This window comes from Hoylesella buccalis ATCC 35310 (assembly GCF_000177075.1).
Lineage (GTDB): Bacteria > Bacteroidota > Bacteroidia > Bacteroidales > Bacteroidaceae > Prevotella > Prevotella buccalis.
This window is the reverse complement of sequence record NZ_ADEG01000030.1, coordinates 15,168-41,554: the sequence shown is the minus strand read 5'-3', so window position 1 is coordinate 41,554 and position 26,387 is coordinate 15,168. Positions and strand designations below refer to the sequence as shown.

Genomic DNA, 26,387 nt, shown 5'->3' with positions numbered 1-26,387 from the left:
TATTTAATTACCTAACATAAAAATATAACTATGGGAAAAACAAGATTGAATAGTGAGAATCCAAAAATTGGAATTCGTCCTATCATTGACGGTCGCCGAGGTGGCATCCGAGAATCATTGGAAGACATGACCATGAACATGGCCAAACGAGTGGCCGACCTGTACGCATCGTCATTGCGCTACAGTAACGGTGACCCTGTGGAATGTGTTATTGCAGACACTACCATTGGCGGTGTGGCAGAAGCAGCACGTGTTGACGAACAATTGAAAAAACAGGGAGTTGGTGTAATTTTATCGGTTTCTCCCTGCTGGTGCTATGGTTTTGAGACCATCAACATGGACGGGGATTTGCCAAGAGCCATTTGGGGCTTCAACGGTACAGAACGGCCTGGAGCTGTTTACCTTGCAGCGGCACTAGCCGTTCACAATCAGAAAGGTCTGCCTACATTCGGCATCTACGGTCGTGACGTACAGGATGTAGATAGCGAAGAGATTCCCGAAGATGTGAAAGAAAAGTTGCTGCGTTTCGCAAAGGCAGGTTTGGCAGTTGCCACCATGCGCGGAAAAGCATACCTATCCATCGGAAGCGTGTCGATGGGTATCGGTGGATCTATTCCCAACCCAGATTTCTTCCAGGATTATCTCGGCATGCGCAACGAATATGTCGATGCCAGCGAAATTGAACGACGTATCAAACTCGGCATTTACGACCACGAGGAATTTGACAAAGCCATGGCTTGGACCGAGAAGTATTGCAAAACTAACGAAGGAGAAGACCACAACCCCAAACACCTTATCTATTCACGGGAAGAAAAAGATGCAGTTTGGGAATATGTTGTCAAGATGACCATGATTTTCCGTGACCTGATGATTGGTAACCCCAAGTTGGCTGAAATGGGATTCAAAGAAGAGTCCAACGGCCACTACGCTTTGGTGGGTGGGTTCCAAGGACAGAGACAATGGACGGACTTCAAGCCAGACGGCGATTTCTCAGAAACCATCTTGAATAGTTCTTTCGACTGGAATGGAATTCGTGAAGCCTTTACGTTCGCTACCGAAAATGACACGCTGAATGGTGTTTCAATGCTGTTCAACAAGCTATTGAGCAACCGCGCACAGATCTTTGCGGACGTCAGGACATACTGGAGTCCCGCTGCCTACGAGCGCGTGACGGGACAGAAGTTGGAAGGCGACGCAGCCAACGGATTCATCCACCTGATCAATTCCGGCTCTTGCACACTCGACGGTTCTGGAAGACAAACAGAAAACGGCAAGCCTGCCATGAAACCTTTCTGGGAAATCCAGGAAAAAGAAGCTGAAGCATGCCTCCAAGCTACAACATGGTATCCATCAAACCGTGACTATATGCGAGGTGGTGGCTTTTCTGCACAGTTCCAAACCAAAGGTGGTATGCCGCTCACTATGTGCCGTCTGAACCTGATTAAAGGTCAGGGACCTGTTTTGCAGATAGCTGAGGGATGGAGTGTGGAATTAAACGACAAATCCTTTGCCGCCATCAACGAGCGTACTGACGCCATTTGGCCATCTACCTTCTTCGCTCCACGCCTGACAGGCAAGGGATACTTTAAAGATGTATACTCCGTCATGAATAATTGGGGAGCCAACCATGGAGCCATCAGCTACGGACACATCGGTGCCGACCTCATTACATTGGCGTCGATGCTGCGCATCCCCGTGTGCATGCACAATATTCCCGAAGAACAGATTTTCCGACCCAGTACTTGGACTGCTTTTGGTGAAGACATGGAAGGCAGCGACTTCCGTGCATGCAAAAACTTCGGACCCTTATACAAATAAAACACCTGGACAAGTGCTTGTTTGACAGGGCAAGCACTTGTCTACCTAAATACATACATGATGAAAAAACACATATTGCTGGCGTGCATGATCCTTACAGGATTAACAGCATGCAATGAACAAAAAGAAATAAAGATGGGAAGCTATGCATACGATGCCCAGTTCTTAAAAGATCACGGCATCAAATACGTGGAGTTAAAATCAAAAGATGGAAGTGCAAAAGTAATGGTCGTCCCCTCTTGGCAAGGCCGTGTGGTGACCACGTCTGCTGCTGGTGATGAAGGCAACAGTTACGGCTGGATCAACTACCGTTTCATTGAAGCTGGGAAACAAAGCGACCAGTTCAACCCTGTGGGTGGTGAAGAACGCTTTTGGTTGGGTCCTGAAGGCGGACCATACTCCCTATATTTTGCGAATGGAAAAGAGCAGGTTTATGACAACTGGAAGGTTCCTGCCGTCATCGACACCGAAACCTTTGACGTCGTAGAGAGCAATGATACGGTCATTCAATTCAAGAAAAGTACGTCGGTCAAGAATGCTTCTGGGACTGTTTTTGACCTAGACATCAACCGAAAAGTTTCGCTGTTATCCAAAACATCAATCGAACAACGGTTGGGTATTACATTTCCGACTGATGCCAAACTCGTGGCATACGAGAGTCTGAATAAGATTACCAATACAGGCAAGGAAGCATGGACGAAGAAGAATGGATTGATATCTATCTGGATGTTAAGTCACTTCAATCCAACCCCAACAACAACAGTATTCATTCCATTCCATGAAAATGCCGAAGGCAAGATTGTCAACGATGAATATTTTGGCAAGATTCCGGCCGACCGCTTGAAAACAAAAGATGGCATACTCTACTTTAAAATAGACGGTAAGTTGCGCTCGAAGCTGGGCATTCCCCCGATGCGCTCAAAGGGTTTGTGCTGCAGTTACGACTCAGAAAAGAAAGTGCTGACCATCTTGCGCTGCAACATGCCAGAAAAGCCAGGAGCCTATCTCAACGGACAGTGGGGAAAACAAGACGCCCCCTTTGCTGGAGACATGCTGAACGCTTATAACGACGGTCCTGTAGAAGATGGTTCTATCATGGGGCCCTTCTACGAAATTGAGACCTCATCGCCTGGTGCAGAATTGGCTGTGAACGAATCGCTTCTTCACAAGCAGGAGACCTTCCACATCCAAGCAGAGGAAGCCATCCTTGACCCGATTGTCGAAAAACTCTTTGGTGTCAATCTGGAAACCATCAAAAGTCAATTTCAATAACTATGTAATAGAAGGGCTCTTCCGGGCAAAGAGTCCTTCTCTAAAAAGCTTCATCAATCACCATAATACCAACACAATATGAGATATATAAAAAGAAGCGGAGTCATTGCAATGCTTATTTTGACAGGTTTGCTCCTGCCAAACAGTATGACAGTGGAGGCTATCGGCACACAGGATAACCCTGTGGCAGGAAATGCAACCTTCCAGACGACCCAACAACAAAAATTTGTTAGCGGAAACGTGACGGATGCAGAAACACAAGAACCTCTCATTGGCGTGAGTATCAAGATAAAAGGAACGAACATCGCTACAGTCACTGACGCAAACGGACACTACCAGCTACAGCTTCGAACAAGCCAAGACATATTGGTCTTCTCCTATATCGGTAAAAAGCCAGTTGAGACACAAACCAATGGCAGGGCGAGGCTGGATGTAGTAATGGAAAATGATGAAAATACACTCTCAGATGTCGTAATTTACACAGGATATCTTACACAGAAAAAAGCCGATTTGACAGGCTCTGTTGCCATTGCCAATCAAGCAGATATTGCCAGAGGAAACTCGGCCAATGCCATGAAAGGCCTCCAAGGGAAAATGGCTGGCGTACAGATTACAACCAACGGCGGCAATCCTGCTGAAAGTGTCAACATCCAAATTCGAGGACTTTCGTCACTGTCGGGAGGTATCAAGCCCCTTATCGTCTTGGACGGAATGCCAACAGAGGGACTGAACCTTCGTGACATTAATGCTGGTGACATTGAGTCTATACAAGTATTAAAAGATGCAGCTTCAGCCAGCATCTATGGGGCAAGGGCTTCTGGCGGTGTTGTTCTTATTCAAACCAAGAAAGGCAAGCAAGGCAAAACTACGATAGAATATCATGGAAGCATTTCTACTAACACCGTCATCAACAAGCCTCAGCTGATGAATGCTGAAGAATATGGTACAGCCGAATTCAGGGCACAGGCTTACGACGAGAAAGTGTACGGAACCGCCATGTCGTTACCTACAACTTATGACTTTGTATGGCACAGAGATGCGAACGGTTATGCCTGTCTTGATGCTGCTACACCGGCAGAATGGCTCACACCCGATAAGAAAGTAGCTGGTGTAAACACGGACTGGATGAATGAAATTTTTAGGACTGCAGTTTCAACAAACCATCAACTGACCATTTCATCAGGTAACGACAAGAGTCGCAGTTTGTTCTCATTGGGTTATTTCAATAACCAAGGAACACAAATTCATACATTCTTCAAGAAATATTCTATCAGAGCCAACTCTGAATATAACTTATTGCAAAACCGTTTGAAGATTGGAGAAAATCTGGCAGTGTCGTATCTACAGTACCGCGGCCAAAACGAGACACGCTGGGCTATGATCAATCCCCCTGCAGTCCCAGTCTATGACAAAGACGGAAACTGGGCTGGAGCTGCTGGCTTTGACGATTTCAGCAATCCCGTTCGCTTATTGGAAATGAACAAAAACAACGTCAATAACTACGTCAAAATTATCGGAAACATTTTCCTTGACCTCAATCTATGGAAAGGCTTGTCTGCCAGGACTCAGTTTGGCATAGACTATGGTAACGCCTACAGCAGAACCATTGATGGTATCTGGTCGGAAACAGGTGGAAGAAGTAGCGATGGCGAGAACTATGTGGGCAACAGCCAATCACACCCACTCAACTATGTATGGACCAACACGCTGACATATAACTTTACCAACAATCAACACGATTTGACAGTTCTTTTAGGACAGGAAAGCACAAGATACGTACAGGAGGGATTTTCGGCTCGCCGAGAAGGCGTTTACCTAGAGGACCGAGACTTTGCCCATATCGGTGTGACAACTGGCAAAAAATATTCACTAGGAAGTTCGGCTGACGAATATACCTACCTATCTTATTTTGGTAAAATCAACTATGTCTATGCAGGCAAATATCTCGCTTCTGCCACTATTCGTCGTGACGGTTCTTCCTTGTTCGGTGCGTCAAATCGTTGGGGAACCTTCCCGGCATTCTCTTTGGGATGGCGACTGAAAGACGAAAAGTTCATGGAAAGCGCAACGTTTGTTTCAAACTTGAAACTTCGTGCCAGTTATGGCACCAATGGTAGCGTGCAAGGACTGCCTAGAGGATATACGACAACACCGTTCACACCCGACTATTTTGACACATCTTATCCTATCAAAGGAAATGAGAACGGACATTTGGAATCGGGTTACAGAAGGCTGTGGTTAGGTAATCCCGACTTAAAATGGGAAACCACTACGCAGACTGATCTGGGCATTGATTTCGGATTTTTCGATCAAAGGTTAACGGGTTCGCTGGAATACTATTTCAAGAAAACCAAGGATATTTTGGTTCAGACACCCTATATTGCAGCAATGGGAGAAGGCGGTGAGCCATGGATTAACGGTGCCAGCATGAACAACCAAGGAATAGAAATGGAGCTCACGTTCAGAAACAAACAAGGTTCTGCTTTCGAATACGAGATTTCTGCCAACATAGGCACCTATAAAACAAAGCTGACAAGCCTTCCATCAAATGTTATCAACAAATATCCTGGTGATGGAATGAGAGATTTCGTATTGGACAAGACTCCCAACATCTTCTACGGTATGGTAGCCGATGGTATATTCAAGACACAGGAAGAAGTTGACAGACATGCCGAACAACCAGGAAAAGCCATTGGCAGAATTAGATACAAGGATTTAGATGGTGATGGCGTCATCAACGAACTCTATGACAGAACCTATATCGGCATTGCAGACCCAGACTTCTTCGGTGGCCTGAATGTTGACCTGCGTTACCACGGCTTTGACCTGAACGTGTTCTTCCAAGGCGTATTCGGTAACATGGTAGACAACGTTTGGAAACGAGAGAGCGACCTTTGGAATATCTCATTACCTAAGGGAAAGAACCATCCTGTAAGGCTACTGGACGCATGGTCATTCGACAATCCAGACTCAGATATACCAGCCATCACCAACCAAACGATAAACAACGAGAACAGATTTTCTACCTATTACGTTGAAAATGGGTCGTATCTCAAACTAAGGAATATAGAATTGGGATATACAATACCTCGCCATGCATTACAAAAATTATTCATCAATGAACTGAGACTTTATGCCAATGCACGGAATGTCTTTACATTGAAGAAATCTTGGGGAAATGATCGTTATACCAGCTTTGACCCAGAGATGCCTGGCTATGGCTATCTACAGCCATTTTCTCTTACATTTGGCATTAACTTAAAATTCTAATATAGCAATATGAAAAAAATAATCTTCATGATAGCAATGATACCCAGCATAATTGGACTCTGTAGTTGTACCGATTATCTGGATGTCAATCCCAAACAGGTATTGGACGACAACCTGCTAAACAAGCCAGAAGATGTCGACGGTTTTGTAACTGCCGCTTACGCCAGAATAACGGATATTCCTTCTTGGGACTCTCCTTTTGCCCCATGGTGGTCTGGCTCCATGCGCTCTGACGACTCCTATAAAGGTGGTGGCGGCACTTGGGATGGAGGAGACGGCTGGGGATACATGGAAACCTTTGTAAACCTCACACCCAACGGGTGGCCACTCGATTATCCATGGTATGTCTCATATCAAATTATCCAGCGATGCAACACCGCTTTACAGAAGTTGGAAGGAGTTACTACCGATGTCTTTCCTGCTGTAGACAGCCGTAGGGGTGAAATGTTATTCTTGCGCTCATTTGTCTATTTCAGACTAAAAGAATTCTTCAAGTATATACCTTATATTGATGAGAGTGTGAAAGGAACCACTGCAGACTTTGAGGCCATTTCCAACAGAGACAAAGCAAAAGGAAACGATCAATACCTGTGGGAACATATCTTGACGGACTTCAAAAAAGCTGAAGAACTGCTCCCAATAACACAAGAAGACAAAGGGCGCATCACCAAAAATGCTGCTACGGCAATGGTGGCTAGAATCTTGATGTTTATGGCTTATGAGCAAGACGACAGACACCAGGTCGTTAATATCAACAAGGAACGTTTGCAAGAAGCACTCACCTATCTGAATAAATTGACAGACCAAGAAGGAGGGGCATTGGACTTGTGCAATGACTTCGGAACAAATTTTGTTTCAGAATCTGACAATTTAACCAAAGAATCTATTTGGGAAATTCAATATTCCATCAATGATGACAGTAGAACTGGAGGCAAGATTAACCGCAGCGAAGGATTGAACCATCCATGGCAATGGGGCGGATTCCAATGTTGTGATTTCCATCATGTGAGCTATACCATGGGCAATGCATTTAAGACAGGGTCTGATGGTCTGCCCATGTTTGATACCTATAACAATGACTCGTATGGTGACTACATCAAGGGTACAAATGGTGAAGATGATAAGACCAAGATAGACCGAGGCAATAAAGCCTACTTTGACAAGTATACCTTCGACCCTCGGTTTAGTCATACAATCTGTGCACCAGGGCAGCCTTGGAAATATGACCCTAATTTGATCTTTAAGAGCCAAGGTATCAGAAACGGAGCTGAATATGGTTATTTGAAATCACTGAAAGAGTTGCCAAATCCTAAATGTGAATGCTTGCTGTATGATGGTTGGCAGTTCAATTCCATGAACAAACGTATGATTAGATATGACGAGATTATCCTATGGAAAGCAGAAGTGCTGATTCAACTAGACAGATGGGATGAAGCACTCCCCCTGATTAACAAAATCAGAACACGTGCAGCCAATAGTACAAGTCATTTGAAAGATGCAAATGGGAGATACATTCTTAATTACAAATGTGAAACATATAAGCCCGGGGTGAACTGCACTTGGGACAAAGACTTTGCGTGGAAAGCTTTACAATGGGAAAACCGTCTAGAAATGGCTTGTGAAGGACGCAGATTTTTCGACTTACAGCGTTGGGGAATCTTAGAAAGTACAATGAATAAATATTTTGCCATTGAGAAGAACAGATTCTCTTGGATGCAAAATGCAAGATTCACCGCTGGTCGGGATGAATACTTCCCTATCCCACAACCACAAATGAAATGGGCAAAAGGGAACTATGTTCAAAATCCTGGTTATTAATTTAAAAGGTAAAATTATGAAAGATAAAATAATAAAATATCTGTGTGCCTTGTTTGCAATCTTACTGATGGCGAGTTGTTATGACAGGGATATCATTGACAGTAAAGAATTTAATCACTTCATGCCACCTGTTGAAAATGTAACCCTTCAAGATGCAGACAACAGTGTAACGCTCTCATGGACTGTCCCTAAAGATATTCCAGAAGACATTGTAAGACCAGCAAGAATTGAAATACAAGTAGTTGAAAATGGTATCTATAGACAAAAGGTCACTTTGAGTGAAACGGATCCGAGCCATGCTGACATCAAAGTTGAAGCCGGAAAACCATACCGCTTCATCATTAAAATGGTCAGTTCTATCAAAAATGAAAATAGAGTGAAAGGAGAATCAGATCAAATCTATTCAAAAGGTGTCATTGTATCGAGATAATCACCGAATATTGCCGTGTGCAGAGTTAGGTGGATAGCCTAGACGTGAGATAGGCTATCCACTATTGAGAAAACATTTGTCCGAATCTTTTTTACTAAAATATAAACGATTATACGAATATGAAAAAATTCATACACCTTACATTTGGTATCGCCCTCTTTCTAGTTTCGTGCGGAAATTCAGAATTTGACACCTTGAAATGGTCTGAGGTGAAAGTATCAACGGTAGAGCCCACCCTTATACCCTCCATTGAAACAAAAGAAGTTACCGCTACCATACAAATCGAACCAATAGACGCTATCAATTATCTGGAAATATCTAAAGTGGGTGCAGAAGCATACACAGATCGAATAGAGGGGCACAAGTTAACTTCTCCTTTCCAGTATACGTACCAATTAACAGAAAATGACCCTGAACAGTTTGCTCTTGCTGTAGTGGCTTATTCTAAAGATGGGAGTAGGACACATCCACTTTTCCTAAAAATAGACAACAGGAAAGGAATGTTCATCAACAGCGTCACTCGTATCGCACGTGTGACAGGCACTCCCATGCCTGGAGAGACGTTCCCTTCACCCAACAAGACCTCTTCTAGGTGGAATGTAGGAGGGACAGACCTCGGTATTATTTGGGAAATGTCGCCTGGTAAATACGGACTTTTCTTTGGAGACACCTTCGGTGCAGATTTTAAGCCGAACCCGACCGCTCCCGGTCCGAATGGCACATCTTGGCGAAGCAACGTTTTGGCTTTCTCTGAAGATACTCAACTCGACGATGGGCTGATAATCAGTAGTATGGCAGCCGATCGAAACGGTAGAGCCAGGGAAATTGTATATGGAGGTAAAGATGGGTCCGGATTTGGTGACTGGACCTCTATTCCTACTGCTGCCATCAGGGCAAATGGTACCGACTACGTACATTACATGAATATTAAGAACTGGGCTGGTTGGATAACCAATTACTCCAGTCTCTACAAATCTAACGACAACGGGCAAACATGGCGTAGGTGTAATAGCGTACGATTTTCAGGAAACAGTAACTTTGGACAAGCTGCCTATTTCAAAAAAGACGGTTATGTGTACATGGTTGGAACTCAAACAGGAAGGAATCATGCTGCTTATCTTGCTAGGTTCAAAGAAACTGACATAGAAACACAGGCTGCATATGAATATTGGAATGGTAAAACCAAACAATGGGTCCGTGGTGACGAGGGTAGTGCCACCGTATTGATTCCAGGAACCGTTGGTGAAGCTTCACTCATCTATAACGAATCATTCAAGAAATGGATCATTGCATATTTCAATGAGGCACTCTATAACATTACATTAAGATCTGCTGACAATATCACAGGCCCTTGGACAGAGCCTATCGAACTAGCTAGCGGCAGAGACTATGCTCAACTCTATGGTTCATTCTTTCACCCTCTTTCTTCAAAAGGGCGCAATCTATATTTTACCATGTCTATGTGGTTACCGTACAACACCTTCCTCATGAAGGTGGAACTGGGAGGCATGGGCAACTAGAAATATAATTTATAGGACAGGAAAGAAAATGCTAAAGATATTAAAATATCTATACTCCATCACTTTTGTGTTCATTCTGACCATTCAAAGTGGCCCAACATATGCTATACATCCGGGGTGGGAGGAGAAAGAATACAATGACGTATATACAGGAGAAGCACTCAATTACATCGCATTTCCCATTGGGGGAATGGGGGCAGGAATGTTTTGCCTGGATGGAACAGGCTCTATTTCACATCTATCTGTTCAAAATCATCCCGACTTCCACAATACACCTTATACCTATGCTGCCATTCACGTCAAAGGAGTGAAGCATGGGACAAAGGTGCTGGAGGGTCAAGTTCCTTTTTGGAAAGTTTTTGGACCTACACAGAGTGGTATGGGACAAGGAGATAAGACATACGGCTTGCCAAGGTTCCAACACGCATCCTTTCAAGCAAGATTTCCTTTCTCTACCATCCAATTGAAAGACAATGAAATACCTCTTGTTGTCAAGATTACAGGCTGGAGTCCTTTCATCCCAACAGATGAAGACAACTCTAGTTTACCGCTGGGACTGATAGAATATCAATTTACCAACACATCTACCAATATATTAGAAACAACATTTTCGTATAACGCAAAAAACTTTATTGATTCCAAAGGTAACATCAAGGCAGCAAAAGGAGGCTTTAAGTTAGTCCCCCAAAACATCAACGAAGATCATGGAATGGCCATCTATGTAGATGATGCGAATGCACAAGTTGACTATTGCTGGTTCAGAGGCGATTGGTTTGACGCACAGTCGATTGCATGGGATAGAGTTTCTTCTGACCACATTACCACGAACATGCCTATCGAAGGAGTATCTCCAGGTGCATCCATCTTTGTTCCCATGACGCTTCAACCAGGAGAAACAAAAACCATCAGCATCAACTTCTGCTGGTTCTTTCCAAATTCTAACCTGACACGAGGCGTCGCAACTGTTACTGGCGAGGCTTTTGTAAAAGGGCCTTCTCAGGGTACCGAACCCTATCAGAACGACGTGACAGGTTTTATGGGCCGACAACTGCTCAACTCGTTCCGTGGCGGCGGGGATGCTGTTGTTGGAGAACTCGTATCAGACGAATTCAAAATCAACAGACGCTTTCTAAAATTTCTGGTAGGAGGTGGAAATCAACCCGAAAAGACATCCGTCAACTTGATTATTGATGGAAAGACGGTTGAAACAGCGGCGGGTACCAACTCTGAAGCTATGTCTGAGAGGATATGGGATTTGCAGGCTTATCAAGGAAAGACGGCAAAAATCAAGATCAGCGACTTAAGTGCCTACCCATGGGGACACATCATGGTCGATCAATTTGTCTTGACAGACAATAAGGATGAAAACCTTTCGTCACCCTCAAGTCAAGCGCTCGTCTTAGAAGATTTTGAGAAACCAACTTTAGAGGGTTGGACCTTTCAAAAGCCAAACAAACCTATTGAAGACTCAGGAATAACGGATGGTATCTACACCTACCGGCCATGGTACGCCAGCAAATTCAAGGATTTACAGGCAGTTATCCATTACTGGAATCAACACAAAGAACAGCTAAGGACTTCGACCGAGCTTTTCCGTGATGCCTTCTTCGATTCCACCCTACCCGCTGAGGTTCTCGAAGCTATATCGAGTAACCTGTCGATCCTCAAGTCTACCACCGTGTTGAGACAGCACGACGGACGCTTCTGGGCCTGGGAAGGATCTGAAGATGAGGTAGGATCATGTCACGGCAGCTGTACACATGTATGGAATTATGCACAGGCACTGCCCCACTTGTTCCCTGCAATGGAACGAACCATGCGCGAAACCGAATTCCTGGTCAACCAGAATGCGGAGGGACACCAGAACTTCAGGACGAACATGCCTATTTCACGTCCGTCACACGACTTCCATGCAGCTGCAGACGGTCAACTGGGAGGTATCATGAAAGTATATCGTGATTGGCGCATCTCTGGCAATGATGAATGGCTCAAGAGTTTGTATCCAGCTGTAAAAGCCAGTTTAGACTATTGCATTCGGACATGGGATCCCCATGAAAAGGGAAGCCTCACTGAACCTCATCACAATACTTACGACATAGAGTTCTGGGGAGCCGACGGCATGTGCACCAGTTTTTATACAGGAGCTTTGGAGGCATTTGTACAAATGAGTGAACATCTTAACAAACAAGCAGGAAAGTACAAGAAGCTCTTGAAGAGAAGCATTTCTTGCATGGATAAAGATCTTTTCAATGGTGAATATTATTTCCAAAAAACACAATGGACAGGGTTGGAGGCTAAAAGTCCCACCGAGATTCCATCATTTGGAAGTAACTACCGCCATGCAGAAGCCCAGGAGTTGTTGAAAACTGAAGGACCTAAATATCAATATGATACCGGTTGTCTCTCTGACGGCATCCTCGGCATGTGGATGGCATCGGTTTGCGGACTACCAGAACCGCTGAACCAAACACATGTGAAAAGCCATTTGAACGCCGTATACCAATACAACCTGCGCAAAAACATGTACAACCACTATAATACTCAACGACCCTCTTATGCCATGGGAGGTGACGGAGGCTTGCTACTCTGCACATGGCCCAAGGGCGCAAAACCTACATTACCTTTCGTATACAGCAACGAAGTGTGGACGGGTATTGAATATCAGGTTGCTTCACATCTGATCATGAAAGGTGAAGTAGAAAAAGGACTCGAAATAGTCAGGCTGTGCCGCAACAGATACGATGGCAGACGTCGCAACCCATTTGATGAAATAGAATGTGGACACTGGTATGCACGCGCCATGTCGAGCTACAGCATACTTCAAGCCTTAACAGGTGTAAGGTACGATGCGGTTACTAAGACCATGTACATTAACTCACAAATTGGTGATTTCAAATCATTTATCAGTACTGATACTGGTTTTGGAACCATAGAACTGAAAAACAACCAACCCTTATTACATGTAGTTTACGGACAAATAGATGTGAAAAAATATCAGATAGAACATAACAACAACCACTAATAAAATGAACCAACCTAATCAAAAAAAAGAAAAAGTATTGGGAAAAGGGATACTCTTTCCCTATATACTACTGACCACGCTCTTTTTCGCATGGGCCATTCCTAACAACTTGACAGATACCATGCTTGCAGCATTTAAGCGCATCATGAGTCTTTCTGATTCTAAAACTGCGTGGATTCAAGTAGTTTGTTATCTACTTGGCTATGGCTGTTGCGCACTTCCTGGCGCATTATTCATCAAGAGATTTACCTACAAGTCAGGCGTATTACTCGGACTGGGACTGTATGCATTTGGTGCACTAATGTTCTACCCTGCTAAAATTACCTCCGTTGTCAACATGGAGTTTAGCTTCTACATGTACCTACTTGCCATTTTTGTATTATTTGCTGGTCTTTCGATACTGGAAACATCTACCAACTCGTACGTCTTGGCACTTGGTCCAGAAAGTACGGCCACACGAAGGCTCAATCTTTCACAGTCGTTCAATCCCTTTGGTGCAATTACGGGCGTAGTTCTTAGTCAGATATTCATTTTGTCTCAACTGAATGGACTCACTGCCTCAGAACGTGCTCAGCTACCAGCAGAAAGTCTTCAAGCTATTCAAGATAGTGAGCTGAACGCTGTAACTATGGCATACGTTGTTCTTGGTTTCGTCATGATTGCTTTTTTCTTGGCTATTTACTTCACAAAAATGCCCCAACTATCTGAAGGCAACGGAAAGGTTGATCTTAAAGCAACCCTTAAACGGTTGTCTCACAACAAAAATTATGTGTGGGGTGTCGTTGCACAATTTTTTGATATTGGTGCCCAAATCGCTGTGTGGTCTTTCATTATTAGATATGCCATGCAGCAGCTCGATTTTGATGGTGTAATTGCGGCATTAGGTAATAATCCTTCTGCTGATATGGTTTGTCAAGCATTGCGCGAATTAGAACCTATCGCAGCTGGCTTCTACAATATTTGTGAAACAGTTGGACTTGACGGATTGTTGCCACATACCGCTGAACAGGCTGCGGCTACCTATTATATTATGTCTCTCATCCTATTTGTATGTATGCGCTTTGTTTGCACATGGCTCATGCGATATTTCAAGGCCTACAAGATACTTTTGTTCATGTCACTCACAGCGGTTGTATGCTGTTTTGGAGCTATTTTAGGAACAGGTCGTTTTGGTGTCTATTGTCTCATGGGGATATCTGGATGTCTATCACTCATGTTCCCAACTATCTATGGATATGGATTGAAAGGTCTGGGTGAAGATACCAAAATTGGAGGATCTGGCATGGTGATGTCTATCGCAGGTGCTGCCATACTAACACAGATACAGGGCATCATTTCTGATGAGACAGGAAGCATTATGACTGCCTATATTGTACCAGCTGTAGCCTTTTCCGTAATAGCTTATTATAGTTACTTTATTGCACGCAAACAAGAAATATCACAAAGATGATGGAACACAAAAAATATCAATATGTACTAGGTATCGACTTTGGTACCGACTCATGCAGGGCACTCGTGGTAGATGCCAGCAATGGAAAGGAAATAGCTGTAGGCGTAGCAGAATATCCCAGATGGAAGCAGGGATTATACTGTCAGCCTAAACTCAACCAATACAGACAGCACCCACTCGATTATATTGAATCCTTAGAAACTGCTGTTCATGAAGCCACGGCAGGATTGTCAGAGACTGAACGTCAGGCTATCGTTGGCATCACCGTCGACACCACTGGCAGTACGCCTGCCATTACCGATGAGCAAGGACAGCCACTGGCACTATCAAAACAGTATGCCGAGAATCCTGATGCAATGTTTGTTCTATGGAAAGACCACACTGCTGTCAAGGAAGCTGAACAAATTAATGAACTAATTGCTAAGCTGAATCTAAGTTTCAATCAATACTCTGGTGGTACCTATTCATCTGAATGGATATGGGCCAAGGTTCTACATATTTTAAAAAAGGAAACGCCACTTTGCCAGGACGCCTACTCATGGGTGGAACATTGTGATTGGATATCGGGACTGCTTGCTGGTCACATAAAACCAGAAACGATGCTTAGAAGCCGATGTGCAGCGGGGCACAAAGCCATGTGGCATGAAGATTGGGGACTACCGTCGAAAGAATATCTAAAGAAGTTACATCCTCAATTAGGTGAGATGCGTGAACATCTTTATCAGAACACCTACACTTGCGCGCAAATAGCAGGCAAACTAACAGAAGAATGGGCTACCCGCTTAGGACTAACTCCTGGTATTGCAATTGGCGTAGGTGCTATTGATGCACACATGGGAGCAGTTGGAGCTTCAGTTGCACCAGGAGTGCTTGTGAGCATCATTGGCACTTCCACATGTGACATTATGGTATCACCGAAAGAATCACTTAAAAATCCCTACATTCAAGGCATCAGCGGTCAGGTAGACGGTTCCGTGCTACCAGGATATATTGGTATTGAAGCGGGACAAGCAGCTTTCGGTGACATATTTGCTTGGTTCAAGTCAATAATGTCGTGGACACTCTCAGCCGCATCTAATAAGAATGAAGCCGAAAGCATGAAAAGACAGATTCTGACTCGGTTGACCCAGGAAGCAGCTAAGATAAAACCACATGCTGCAGGACTAGTGGCACTCGACTGGATGAATGGACGCCGTACACCTAACGCAGACCAAAATCTCAAAGGTGCTATAGCAAACATTACGTTAGGAACATCGGCTCCTGAAATCTATCGCGCATTGGTAGAATCTACTGCTTTTGGTCTGAAACGTATCATAGAACACATGCGCGAGCAAGGACTTGATATCAAATCCATGAATGCTGTCGGGGGTATCAGTAAGAAGTCACCATTTGTCATGCAAATCCTCTCCGATGTCACAGAAATGCCCATCAAGATTATTAAGTCAGAAAATGCCTGTGCCCTTGGCTCTGCCATGTTTGCAGCTGTCGTATCTGGCATTTACCCAACGATTGAAGAGGCAGAGAAACACATGATGTCTGAGGTTGAGAATGAGTATACTCCGAATCCCAAGTTGAAACCAATCTATGACCAGCTCTACCAAAAATACTTAGAATTAGGTCATACAGCAGAACAATTAATTTAGAATTATATTATCAATAATAAAAGACCAAATCAAAATGAAAACCAACATCACAAGAACAAAAGCATTGCTTTTCACTTTACTTTTTTGTATAAGTGCTGGTGCACAAGATTTTAATGGCCTCAACATGGGAATGGGCAATCTCTTCCGTATGTCGAAGGCAAAAACTCGCTCACTGAGTCCTGAGAACTTTAATGGCGCGAAAGGTGCTGGTGGCATGGCTGATCCCGTTAAAGACAGAGATGTACGCAACAAGGCTGTTAGTGCCCATGCTGCATCAACATTGGGAAAAGGCTGGAAGGTAAACCCATGCATTGACATTGATGCTGGTGAGACCATGGTTATTGCCGATATCGACGGTCCCGGAGCTATCCAACAGATATGGATGACACCCACTGGTGAATGGCGTAAAACCATTATCCGTATGTATTGGGATGGTGAGAACAACCCTTCTGTAGAGGTGCCAGTTGGTGATTTCTTCTGCGCTGGTTGGGGAGTGTATGCGCCACTGTCTTCTATGGCTGTTTGTGTTAATCCAGGCAGTGCTTTCAACTGTTATTGGCAGATGCCATTCAGAAAGCATTGCAAGATAACAATGGAGAATCGGGATAAGAAGCCTATGCGCCTTTACTATCAAATCAACTACACGCTGACAGAGGTACCTGAAGATGCGGCTTACTTCCATGCACAGTATCGTCTGTCTGACCCAACAGTTAAAGCAGAGCATACAATCCTCGATGGCGTCAAGGGACGTGGACAATATGTAGGTACCTACATGGCCATACAACCCACTAACAACGGCTGGTGGGGAGAAGGAGAAATCAAGTTCTTCATGGACGGGGACAAGACCTACCCCACCATTTGCGGAACCGGAACAGAAGACTATTTCTGCGGCTCGTACAACTTCGAGAACCAGAAGACGCACCAGTTTGAGGAGTTCTGCACACCCTACGCGGGCATGCACCAGGTGATTCGCCCCAACGGCGTGTACATCTCGCAACAACGCTACGGCTTGTACCGATGGCACATCCTTGACCCCATACGTTTTGAGAAAGACCTAAAGGTAACCATCCAAGACCTGGGGTGGCGCAACGACGGTACCTATCTCGATCAGAAGTCGTTCATATCGACCGTGGCTTTCTGGTACCAAGCTGAACCTCATGCTAAGTTTCCAACGCTTCCCGCAACTAGCCGTCTCGAAATAGCAGGACCACTATAATCGGAAGCTCCTATCAACAAGCAATTACAAATGCCAACATTAACGCTCCACAGCTAAGAGAAAGTGGAGATAATAATCTATTTATAATAAATTAAACAGTCATATGCGACATTTAAATCTAAATCAATATTGCAAGCGGCTGTCCGTGTTACTCCTTGGCTTCTTCATGGTGCAAGGAATAGCGTTAGCACAGAAGCCACGACTTGTCAGTGGTCGAGTCCTTGATACAAAAGGAGAGACCCTCATTGGTGTCACTGTAGCAGAAGAAGGAAATACAACCAACTCTGTCGTGACCGATGTCACAGGTACTTACCGTATCAGTCTCACCACAGCAAAACCTATTTTGAAATTCAACTACATTGGCTTCAAGGAGAAGACCGTCAATGTAGGAGCAGACAACGTCATTGACGTTGCCTTGGAAGAAGACATTTCTTCTTTGGAAGAAGTAGTCGTAGTAGGCTATGGTACCCAGAAGAAAGCGTCTGTTGTCGGTTCCATTGCCAACATTCAGCCCGAGAAACTAAACATGATGCCCAGCCGTTCACTCAGCAACAGTCTGGCCGGCTTAAGTCCTGGCGTAATAGCAGTACAGCGCAGCGGTGACCCTTGGTACAATAACTCAGATTTCTGGATTAGAGGTATCAGTAGTTTTGCTGGCAACACGCGTCCTCTTGTTCTTATTGATGGTATCGAACGCTCACTCAATGACATTGATCCTGATGAAGTAGCGTCGTTCTCCATTTTGAAAGACGCTGCTGCCAGTGCTGTTTACGGTGTACGTGGTGCCAATGGTGTGATTATGATTGAAACCAAACGCGGTGAGATAGGCAAACCGCAAGTTAACTTACGATTTGAACACTCATTCACACAGCCCGTCAAACTACCAGAATATGTAGGGAGCGTGAAATACCTCGAACTAATGAACGAGATGTATCGAGATGAAGGAAAGGATCCAATGGTATCCGAAGCTGTTTTGGAAAACTACAGAAATCGCACGGACCCAGAGTTGTATCCAGACGTTAATTGGTGGGATACCATTGCAAAAGACTACGCAGACAACACACGTGCCACATTGAACATCTCGGGCGGATCCAAACTTTTACGCTATGCATTGGTTGCAGGCTACTTCAATGAAAACGGTATTCTGGAGCGTGACAAGAGACAGGCCTGGGACTCTTCTTTGAAAGTAAACCGATACACCGTCCGCTCGAATGTTGACATCAACGTCACGAACACAACAGTGGTACGGGTCAACATCGGTGGATTCCTACAAACTCGTAATGCACCTCCTGGAGACATCACTGATTTTGAGATGTTCTATCAGGCCATGCGAATTCCACCGTATGTACACCCCGCCATCTATGCTGACGGACGAATTCCACGTGTACAATACAAGCAGAATCCCTGGGCCTGGGCCACACAAAGAGGATTCGCGAAACTAAACCATAGTAAAGTTGAAGCACTCACCTCTGTTGAACAGGATTTGAAAGCCATCACCCCAGGATTGAGTGCAAGATTGACCTTCTCTTTCGACAAATTCGCAAGCAACTCTGTGGACAGATCAAAGAACCCCGACTACTATAATCCTGCTTCCAGTAGAGATTATAATGGAAACATCGTGACAAGCATCTTATCAAATGGCGAGCAATTCTTAGGCTATTCAAAAAAGGCCGACTGGGGCAACCAAAGTACATACTTGGAAGGCATGCTTAATTATAACAGAACTTTCAACAATAAACACGCTGTCAACCTCATGGCTCTGTACAACCAAAAAAATTACGATGATGGTTCTTTTTTACCATTCAGGACACAGGGTTTTGCAGGACGAGCTTCTTATACATTCGAAGATCGCTATATTGCAGAATTCAACTTTGGATACAACGGCTCTGAGAACTTCGCCCCCGGCAAGCGATTCGGATTCTTCCCGGCATTCGCAACTGGCTGGATTGTCTCACAGGAACCCTGGATGGAGTCTCTTTCCAAGACGATATCCCTCTTGAAATTAAGAGCCAGTTGGGGTAAGGCTGGAAATAGCGATATCAGCGGCCGACGCTTTGCTTACATCTCAACAATAGAAAACACAGGTTATTACTATTATGGAACAGATGGGCAGTTCCATCGTTTGGGCAGAGCAGAAGGTGATATTGGTGTGCCGGATTTGACTTGGGAAAAAGTGACAAAAACCAATCTTGGTCTAGACCTCGGTCTTTTCAACAACAGCATATCTTTAAGCTTCGACGTGTTCAAGGAATGGCGCAAGGATATCTTCATGAAACGAAAGAACATCCCCGCATCTGCTGGATTCAACCGTGCAGTGTGGGCAAACTTTGGTAAGGTAGAAAACAGTGGTATTGATTGTTCCCTGAACATTAACCACCGGTTCAACAGAGACTTTCAACTGACGGCACTGGCTAACTTCACCTATGCACATAACAAAATTACCGAATATGACGAGCCAGAGGCCATGAAAGGTACTTACCGTGCCAGGACAGGAAAACCTGTTGGCCAATTGTTCGGTCTTGTGGCAGAACGTCTGTTTGAAGAAAGCGATTTTGATGAGAACGGAAAGCTGAAAGAAGGTATTCCTACACAGAAATTCAGTGCCGAGAGTTCGCTCGGACCTGGAGACATCAAATATGTAGACCAGAATGGTGATGGTGAGATTACTGCCATTGATCAGACTGCGATTGGCGGAACCATTGACCCACAAATCGTATACGGTTTTGGAGCTACACTCAGATATAAACAATTCGATTTCGGATGCTTCTTTTCTGGCGTTGGTAAACAATATCGTATTTTGGGGGGAGAGACCTGGTTGCCGGCTTCTTCCATCGGTGCGGGCAACATCTGGTCAAATATAGATGACAGATGGACCAAGAGTAATCCCAGACAGGATGTATTCTGGCCGCGCATGAACGAGTTGACCATAGACAACAACAAGCAAGCATCAACATGGTGGTTGAAAAATATGAGTTTTCTCCGCCTAAAGAATGTTGAATTGGGTTATACTCTCCCACGCCATTGGAGTGAAAAGATTGCCATGAAGGATTGCCGCATCTTCTTAAGAGGAAGCAACCTTCTTACCTTCTCTAGTTTTAAGATGTGGGATCCAGAAGTAGGAACCACCGACGGTTTGAAGTATCCAATGATGAAAGCCGTATCTGTGGGCATCACCTTTAACTTTAACAATTAATCAAACAGAACAGTTACTATGAATATAAAGAAATATATTTTCAAGGCTTCTGTTGTTTTAGTTTGTCTGTTGGCAACGTCAAGCTGTGATTATCTTGACAAGCAACCTGACGATCAATTAACAATGGATATGATTTTCTCGGACAAGATCCGCACAGAAGATTGGCTGGCCAGTGTTTACTCATCGATACCAAGTCCTATATGGGGGTACATGAAAGATCAAGGCTACAACATCATGGGCGATGACATTGTGATTCCTAATGAATGGACTCCCTATGGATGGGCCAATGTGTATGCATTTACAACAGGAAACTGGAGTCCTACTTCAGGTTGGAATGCCAATTATTGGGTAGAACTGCCAAAACGTATCAGAACAGCTTTGCAGTTCCTGGAAAATGTACGTGTCATCCCCTCAGATGGATTGACAGAGAACTATGTCAACCAATTGAAGTATGAGGCGCGTTTTCTCATTGCCTATTACTACTCGTTAATGGTTGAGACCTATGGTGCTGTCCCTTTCAATCCAGACAAACTCTATTCTATATACTCACCTTCTGAGGAAATGATGACCGAACAAACCCCAGCTGACGTCATTGTAGATTGGATAGACAAAGAACTTTTAGAGGTTTCTAAACATCTACCCGCCGTTTACGAAAGTGACCAAGATTGGGGACGCGCCACGTCTGTGATGGCTCTGGCCATGCGCGCCAAGACTTTACTGTTTGCAGCTAGTCCTCTTTTCAATGGAAATACAGACTATGCTGACTGGAAAAATAAGAGTGGTGAGAATTTAATTAACCAAACTTACTCTTCCGAAAAATGGCAGCGTGCGGCTCAGGCTTTCAAAGAAATGATTGACTTAGCAGAAGCAAGCGGATATGGCTTGTATTACGAATACAACGCCGGTGGCTCTATTGATCCTTTCATGTCATACTACAATATGTCACTCAAACGATTCTCGGACGGTAACAAAGAGATTGTATTTGGGCGCCCAGAGAATAAAGACCTCAATAGTTGGCAGGCTCACCATCTGCCCAAAGGCGTTCGAGGCAATGCTGCCATGAATATTACTCAAGAGCTGGTCGATGCTTTCTTCATGGCGAATGGAGAAAAACCAATCCTGGGTTACCATGAGGACGGATCTCCCATAATTAATGAGAAATCAGGATATACCGAAAGGGGCTTCTCGGCTAAAGATGAGATGCGCCATACCAAATGGCCTGGTGGAGGCCCGGTAAACAAGTTCAAGGCTGAAACTGGCGAAAGTCCTGTGACCTTGGTTGGTACTTACAATATGTACTGCAACCGCGAACCTCGATTCTATGTATCCGTCATTTTCAACCACGAATGGATGGGAGTGATCAACCGTCAGGTAAACAACTTGATGGGCGCTGGTCAGGATGCAGCGAATAGTTTCGACTCACCTTGGACTGGATATAATATCAGGAAACAAATTCCTTTGGATATTTACCCAAAAGAAAACAAGCACAGATACCAGCCAGGAATTCTCTATCGTATGGCTGATGCTTATCTCAGCTACGCTGAATGCCTAAACGAAACCCAAGGCAAACCTTCGGCAGAAGTGTACAAGTATGTTAATCTCATCAGAGAGCGGGCTGGCTTGCCAGGCTTGAAAGAAGGACTTTCTAAGGAGCAGATGCGAGAGGCTATCCAGCACGAGCGCCGCATAGAGTTCAACTGTGAAGGCGTACGCATTGAAGACTTGCGTCGATGGAAATTAGCGGAAAAATATTTGAATGCACCGGTTTACGGAATGAACCGAACGGGTTCTGTAGCAAGTGACGACCCCAACAATCCCAAGGCATACTATAAACGCTGGTATTGGAAACCACGTATCTTCACCAAGAAGATGTACATGATGCCTGTTCCACAGACACAAATGGACATCAACACTAACTTAGTTCAAGCCCCTGGTTATTAATCTTTTAGAAAAACAGTTATGAGACATTTATATTATCATTTGACAACAATCTGTTTGCTATTGATAGCAGTCTTCAGCTCTTGCTCTGACAGCGAGGACGTAAGGCCAAATGTAGACAGATTTCTCCGACTGCAACACACATCGATAACGATCAATGTCGGAGAGGAATATTTGCTCAAAGCATCCGTAGATACATTAGCAGGAAAAAACTATCAACTCGTATGGTCTGTGGGCAACAGCAGTTTGGCGTCGATAGAAAAAAGCGACCAGCAAATGGGTCTGATCAAAGGCCTTCAGCCTGGAACGACAACCATCAAGGTGGAAACTGACGATCACAAATTGATGTATTTTGCAGATTTGACAGTCTTGGAAGGTGCACCCTCCTTAAAACTTTTGACTATTGGAAGTGGCCTTGCCAATCAATCTGCAAACGAAGCCTTGGTACAGATGGCTAAAGCAGCAGGCCATCCTATGGTGGTATGCAATATCTTTGAAGACAAAGCATCCTTATCCAAACACTTGAGAAACATTGCCAACAATGCCAATGCGTACGACTACAAACGTATTGACGAAAGGCTCAATGCCAACAATCAACGCAATCAATCATTAAGAGATGTTGTAAACAATGAAAATTGGGATTACATTGCCATTGAAGAAAGTGCCGATTCAGCAGGATTTCAAAAAGGCTACAAGGAGGTTTTGCCAGAGTTGATCAAGCAACTCAAGGAGTGGTCAACAAATCCAAATTTGAAGATTCTCATTCATCAACCTTGGGCTTACAGCTCTACGGCCACTACTCCGGGATTCAAACAGTTTGATAATGACCAATTGAAGATGTTTAACAGCATTGTTACAGCAACCCAATCTGCAACCAATCAAGTCACTCGGATTGTTCCTGTGGGAACTGCTATCCAGAACGCACGAACTACCTATCTGGGAGAAAGTGTGATTAATGGCGACATTGAGTTAAATGCTACATCTGGACAATACATTGCGGCCATGACATGGATAGAAGCGTTATTTGGCATTGACGTGAGTGCATCTCCTTTGATGATTCCCCAAATGTCTGAATATGTCAATAACCTGTACAAGTTATCGGCTCACAATGCTATCATTCACAGCAAGCAGGTGATAGACATGGTAGATTTCAAGTCGGCAAACCCATTCATCTTGGATCATCCTATCTATATTGACTTTGGTGATAAAGCTACTCCATTACCATTCAATAGTTTTATTGATCCGGAAAAGCCAGTGAGCAACTTGATTGATAAAGCAGGAAATAGCACCTATTTTAACATCGAAGCGACAAGCGCTTTCGGAAAGCTAAACAGAAGAGAAATCTCTAACACGCTGGGATTCCCTGAAAGTGTATGTCAGGACATGTTCTTCCGTGACGGCAGAAAACCAGGACAGGGAATAGGTTCGTTCAAAGTAAGCAACATGAATACCACCAAGAAGTATACCTTTGTTTTCTATGGTGCCATCAATGATAAGAACACAGGTACTCGCTTCAAAGTGAGAGGCGTCAATGAAGGTCAGATGGACTTGTCTAACGACTACAATAAGGATAAACTGGCCATCATTGAGAACATCCAGCCCAGACAAGATGGTACGGTAGACATCGAACTGACCATGGCACCATTCAATACGCAGTGGGGCGGATTCTTCGGTGTTAATGCTATGATTATTGTTCCAGAAGGCTATTCAGGCTCCTACTAAATCTTCATTGATTGGATAGGATTGGTTGCACCGTCGGCAATATTTTGCCACTGATTACGTTCTTGTAACAGCGACAAGCTTATATATGTCGACGGTGTTTTTATTTTCCAAAATAACATTATTGATTTATAATTTCAAAACATGACTAAATTATTCAAACTATTCAGCCTTGCGTGGCTATTGTTCGCTCCATTGACTGTCTTCTCACAGGAAAAATATCGCTGGGCGGACGAACTATCCTTGTTAAAAAGCATTGATAAGCTACCGCAATACCGCACAGGATCTTACGTTGAATCCTTCTCCAGCTACGACCGTACCCACGGAAACGATGATGGGTTCGCAGGAACCTATTCGTTTCTTCGCAAAGAGGGCGACAAGCTGGTTATTGCAGAGATGAAAGGACCGGGAGTCATTGACCGCATTTGGACTCCTACGCCCAATGAGACCATGCTTTATTTCTATTTTGACGGTAACAAGAAACCTGGACTTCAAATAAAATTCTCAGATCTCTTCTCTGGCAAGGTTTATCCCTTCGTCAAGCCTGTCTGCGGAAATGAGGTGGGTGGATATTATTGCTACGTACCCATCACATACAAAAAATCGTGCAAGATAGTATACGACGGGCCCAAGCTGGAATTTATCCAGATAGGCTACCGCAACCTGACAACCAAGAAGGTGGAAACCTATAACGGTCAGTTTACACAGCAGGACAAACAGCTCTTGCAAGAGGTTTGCGACCTATGGAATGCCAATGAATACAAAATGAGTCTTTTCACACAAGGTAAATCGTCTGACATCAAGACCATGGAGAAAGAAATTACCCTCCAGCCAGGCGAAACTGTCAATTGTTTCTCCCTTGACACGCCGGGCCGCATCGTCGGCATGGAGATTGATGGCGGAACAGCCTTAGAGGGTGATAACAAAGATGTCATCCTCTCAGCTTCATGGGACGGCGAATCCATCGAGGCCATCTACTCACCCTTGCAAGATTTCTTTGGCTACGCCTTTGGACGAGGTGCCATGCGCAGCTTACTCATGGGTAAGCAAGGTAACAACAACTATTGTTTCCTGCCCATGCCCTTTGACCATTCGGCTAAGGTGAACTTGATATACAAAAAACGCAACGAGTACCAGCCTACCATCATCGCAAAGGTCAAAATTCATTACAACCAACAAGGCAGAGCCAAAGATGAAGGAAAATTCTACAGTGTTTGGAGCCGCCAAAAGACACCGATTGGAACCTATCACACATTCTTGCATACAAAGGCGAAGGGACATTATGTAGGTACCATCTTGCAGTCACAAGGACTCAGACCTGGCATGACCCTCTTCTTCGAAGGTGACGACAGCACCCATGTAGATGGTAAGATGCGCTTGCACGGAACAGGTTCTGAAGACTATTTCAACGGTGGCTGGTATGCACTACTCGACAGGTGGGACCGTGGCATCAGCCTTCCAATTCACGGTTCACTCGACTACTCGCTGCCCATGGCTCGAACAGGAGGATACCGTTTCCACATCAGCGACAAGATGTCGTTCGAGAAAGAAATCTATCATGGCATGGAACATGGTGGACAGAATAACGATTTTCCAGTAGACTATATATCGGTGGCTATGTTCTACGCAGACCGTCCGCTCACCACGAAGCAGGAGCCGCAAGGTGAACTGCTGAAGGTATATAAGCCTACCACCCACATCTATTTCCCGCAGCTCTTCGAGATGACCATTGGGGGCGATATGAATATTTCGTCCGACCATGGAACTGTGATGACAACCAACAACCAAGGTGAAACGCGCATTATGCTTTCGCATGTACCAGACGGTAAATATAAGGTGTTAATCGATTATACCACGTTCCCCGATGGTGCAGATTTCCAAGTGTGGCAACGCCAGAAACAGCTTTCTGACTGGATTTCGGCCAAAACTGCTGAACGTGAAGAAAAGAATCGCTTGCATGTGGGTGACATTGACCTGACACAGCAAACCAACTCTATCACCTTCCGCGTGAAGAAGAATGGCGGAACCAGTAAGTTCGGTCTCAGATTGATTACGCTCGAGCGAGTAAATTAACACAC

General features: G+C 44.4%; 14 protein-coding genes. All 14 read left to right on the top strand.

Going from position 1 to position 26,387, the window contains the following annotated elements:
* Window positions 1-30: 30 nt before the first annotated feature.
* Window positions 31-1,818 carry an L-fucose isomerase gene (locus tag HMPREF0650_RS02180; RefSeq protein WP_004348049.1) on the top strand — a complete coding sequence of 596 codons (1,788 nt, stop codon included), beginning with the start codon at window positions 31-33 and terminating at the stop codon, window positions 1,816-1,818.
* A gap of 135 nt (window positions 1,819-1,953) precedes the next feature.
* Complete coding sequence (locus HMPREF0650_RS02175) at window positions 1,954-3,090, top strand: DUF6786 family protein (RefSeq protein ID WP_155813554.1); 1,137 nt, start codon at window positions 1,954-1,956, stop codon at window positions 3,088-3,090.
* Window positions 3,091-3,168: 78 nt separating this feature from the next.
* Window positions 3,169-6,360: a SusC/RagA family TonB-linked outer membrane protein gene (locus HMPREF0650_RS02170; protein ID WP_004348047.1), complete on the top strand. Its 3,192-nt coding sequence runs from the start codon at window positions 3,169-3,171 to the stop codon at window positions 6,358-6,360.
* Between the two features lie 9 nt (window positions 6,361-6,369).
* A complete protein-coding gene (locus HMPREF0650_RS02165) occupies window positions 6,370-8,178 on the top strand; it encodes a RagB/SusD family nutrient uptake outer membrane protein (RefSeq protein ID WP_040562161.1) in 1,809 nt (602 codons plus the stop codon).
* A 16-nt stretch (window positions 8,179-8,194) separates the two neighbouring features.
* Window positions 8,195-8,608, top strand: a complete 414-nt coding sequence (locus HMPREF0650_RS02160) for a DUF4945 domain-containing protein (RefSeq protein ID WP_004348045.1) — start codon at window positions 8,195-8,197, stop codon at window positions 8,606-8,608.
* A 119-nt stretch (window positions 8,609-8,727) separates the two neighbouring features.
* Window positions 8,728-10,128 (top strand): glycoside hydrolase family 183 protein, encoded by a 1,401-nt coding sequence (locus HMPREF0650_RS02155; protein WP_004348044.1) that lies wholly within the window; start codon window positions 8,728-8,730, stop codon window positions 10,126-10,128.
* Window positions 10,129-10,156: 28 nt separating this feature from the next.
* Window positions 10,157-13,150 carry a GH116 family glycosyl hydrolase gene (locus HMPREF0650_RS02150; RefSeq protein WP_004348043.1) on the top strand — a complete coding sequence of 998 codons (2,994 nt, stop codon included), beginning with the start codon at window positions 10,157-10,159 and terminating at the stop codon, window positions 13,148-13,150.
* 4 nt (window positions 13,151-13,154) lie between these two features.
* Window positions 13,155-14,600, top strand: coding sequence for an L-fucose:H+ symporter permease (fucP, locus tag HMPREF0650_RS02145; RefSeq protein ID WP_004348042.1), 1,446 nt, complete (start codon window positions 13,155-13,157; stop codon window positions 14,598-14,600).
* Window positions 14,597-16,243 (top strand): ribulokinase, encoded by a 1,647-nt coding sequence (locus HMPREF0650_RS02140; RefSeq protein ID WP_004348041.1) that lies wholly within the window; start codon window positions 14,597-14,599, stop codon window positions 16,241-16,243. The genes fucP and HMPREF0650_RS02140 overlap by 4 nt, the downstream gene beginning before the upstream one ends.
* Before the next feature lie 34 nt (window positions 16,244-16,277).
* The gene (locus tag HMPREF0650_RS02135) at window positions 16,278-17,459 is read left to right on the top strand and encodes a glycoside hydrolase family 172 protein (protein ID WP_004348040.1); all 1,182 of its coding nucleotides are present in this window, start codon (window positions 16,278-16,280) and stop codon (window positions 17,457-17,459) included.
* A gap of 166 nt (window positions 17,460-17,625) precedes the next feature.
* Window positions 17,626-20,652 (top strand): SusC/RagA family TonB-linked outer membrane protein, encoded by a 3,027-nt coding sequence (locus tag HMPREF0650_RS02130; RefSeq protein ID WP_375342083.1) that lies wholly within the window; start codon window positions 17,626-17,628, stop codon window positions 20,650-20,652.
* A gap of 18 nt (window positions 20,653-20,670) precedes the next feature.
* Entirely contained in the window at window positions 20,671-22,593 is a 1,923-nt protein-coding gene (locus tag HMPREF0650_RS02125) for a RagB/SusD family nutrient uptake outer membrane protein (RefSeq protein ID WP_004348037.1), read from the top strand.
* Window positions 22,594-22,611: 18 nt separating this feature from the next.
* A complete protein-coding gene (locus HMPREF0650_RS02120) occupies window positions 22,612-24,312 on the top strand; it encodes a DUF4886 domain-containing protein (RefSeq protein WP_004348036.1) in 1,701 nt (566 codons plus the stop codon).
* Between the two features lie 141 nt (window positions 24,313-24,453).
* A complete protein-coding gene (locus HMPREF0650_RS02115; protein ID WP_004348035.1) occupies window positions 24,454-26,382 on the top strand; it encodes a glycoside hydrolase family 172 protein in 1,929 nt (642 codons plus the stop codon).
* The last annotated feature ends 5 nt before the right edge of the window (window positions 26,383-26,387 follow it).

What these genes read in the sequence shown, in the direction of transcription:
- HMPREF0650_RS02180 (WP_004348049.1), top strand. Translation starts at nt 31, where the DNA reads ATGGGAAAAACAAGATTGAATAGTGAGAATCCAAAAATTGGAATTCGT.
- HMPREF0650_RS02175 (WP_155813554.1), top strand. Translation starts at nt 1,954, where the DNA reads ATGGGAAGCTATGCATACGATGCCCAGTTCTTAAAAGATCACGGCATC.
- HMPREF0650_RS02170 (WP_004348047.1), top strand. Translation starts at nt 3,169, where the DNA reads ATGAGATATATAAAAAGAAGCGGAGTCATTGCAATGCTTATTTTGACA.
- HMPREF0650_RS02165 (WP_040562161.1), top strand. Translation starts at nt 6,370, where the DNA reads ATGAAAAAAATAATCTTCATGATAGCAATGATACCCAGCATAATTGGA.
- HMPREF0650_RS02160 (WP_004348045.1), top strand. Translation starts at nt 8,195, where the DNA reads ATGAAAGATAAAATAATAAAATATCTGTGTGCCTTGTTTGCAATCTTA.
- HMPREF0650_RS02155 (WP_004348044.1), top strand. Translation starts at nt 8,728, where the DNA reads ATGAAAAAATTCATACACCTTACATTTGGTATCGCCCTCTTTCTAGTT.
- HMPREF0650_RS02150 (WP_004348043.1), top strand. Translation starts at nt 10,157, where the DNA reads ATGCTAAAGATATTAAAATATCTATACTCCATCACTTTTGTGTTCATT.
- fucP (WP_004348042.1), top strand. Translation starts at nt 13,155, where the DNA reads ATGAACCAACCTAATCAAAAAAAAGAAAAAGTATTGGGAAAAGGGATA.
- HMPREF0650_RS02140 (WP_004348041.1), top strand. Translation starts at nt 14,597, where the DNA reads ATGATGGAACACAAAAAATATCAATATGTACTAGGTATCGACTTTGGT.
- HMPREF0650_RS02135 (WP_004348040.1), top strand. Translation starts at nt 16,278, where the DNA reads ATGAAAACCAACATCACAAGAACAAAAGCATTGCTTTTCACTTTACTT.
- HMPREF0650_RS02130 (WP_375342083.1), top strand. Translation starts at nt 17,626, where the DNA reads ATGGTGCAAGGAATAGCGTTAGCACAGAAGCCACGACTTGTCAGTGGT.
- HMPREF0650_RS02125 (WP_004348037.1), top strand. Translation starts at nt 20,671, where the DNA reads ATGAATATAAAGAAATATATTTTCAAGGCTTCTGTTGTTTTAGTTTGT.
- HMPREF0650_RS02120 (WP_004348036.1), top strand. Translation starts at nt 22,612, where the DNA reads ATGAGACATTTATATTATCATTTGACAACAATCTGTTTGCTATTGATA.
- HMPREF0650_RS02115 (WP_004348035.1), top strand. Translation starts at nt 24,454, where the DNA reads ATGACTAAATTATTCAAACTATTCAGCCTTGCGTGGCTATTGTTCGCT.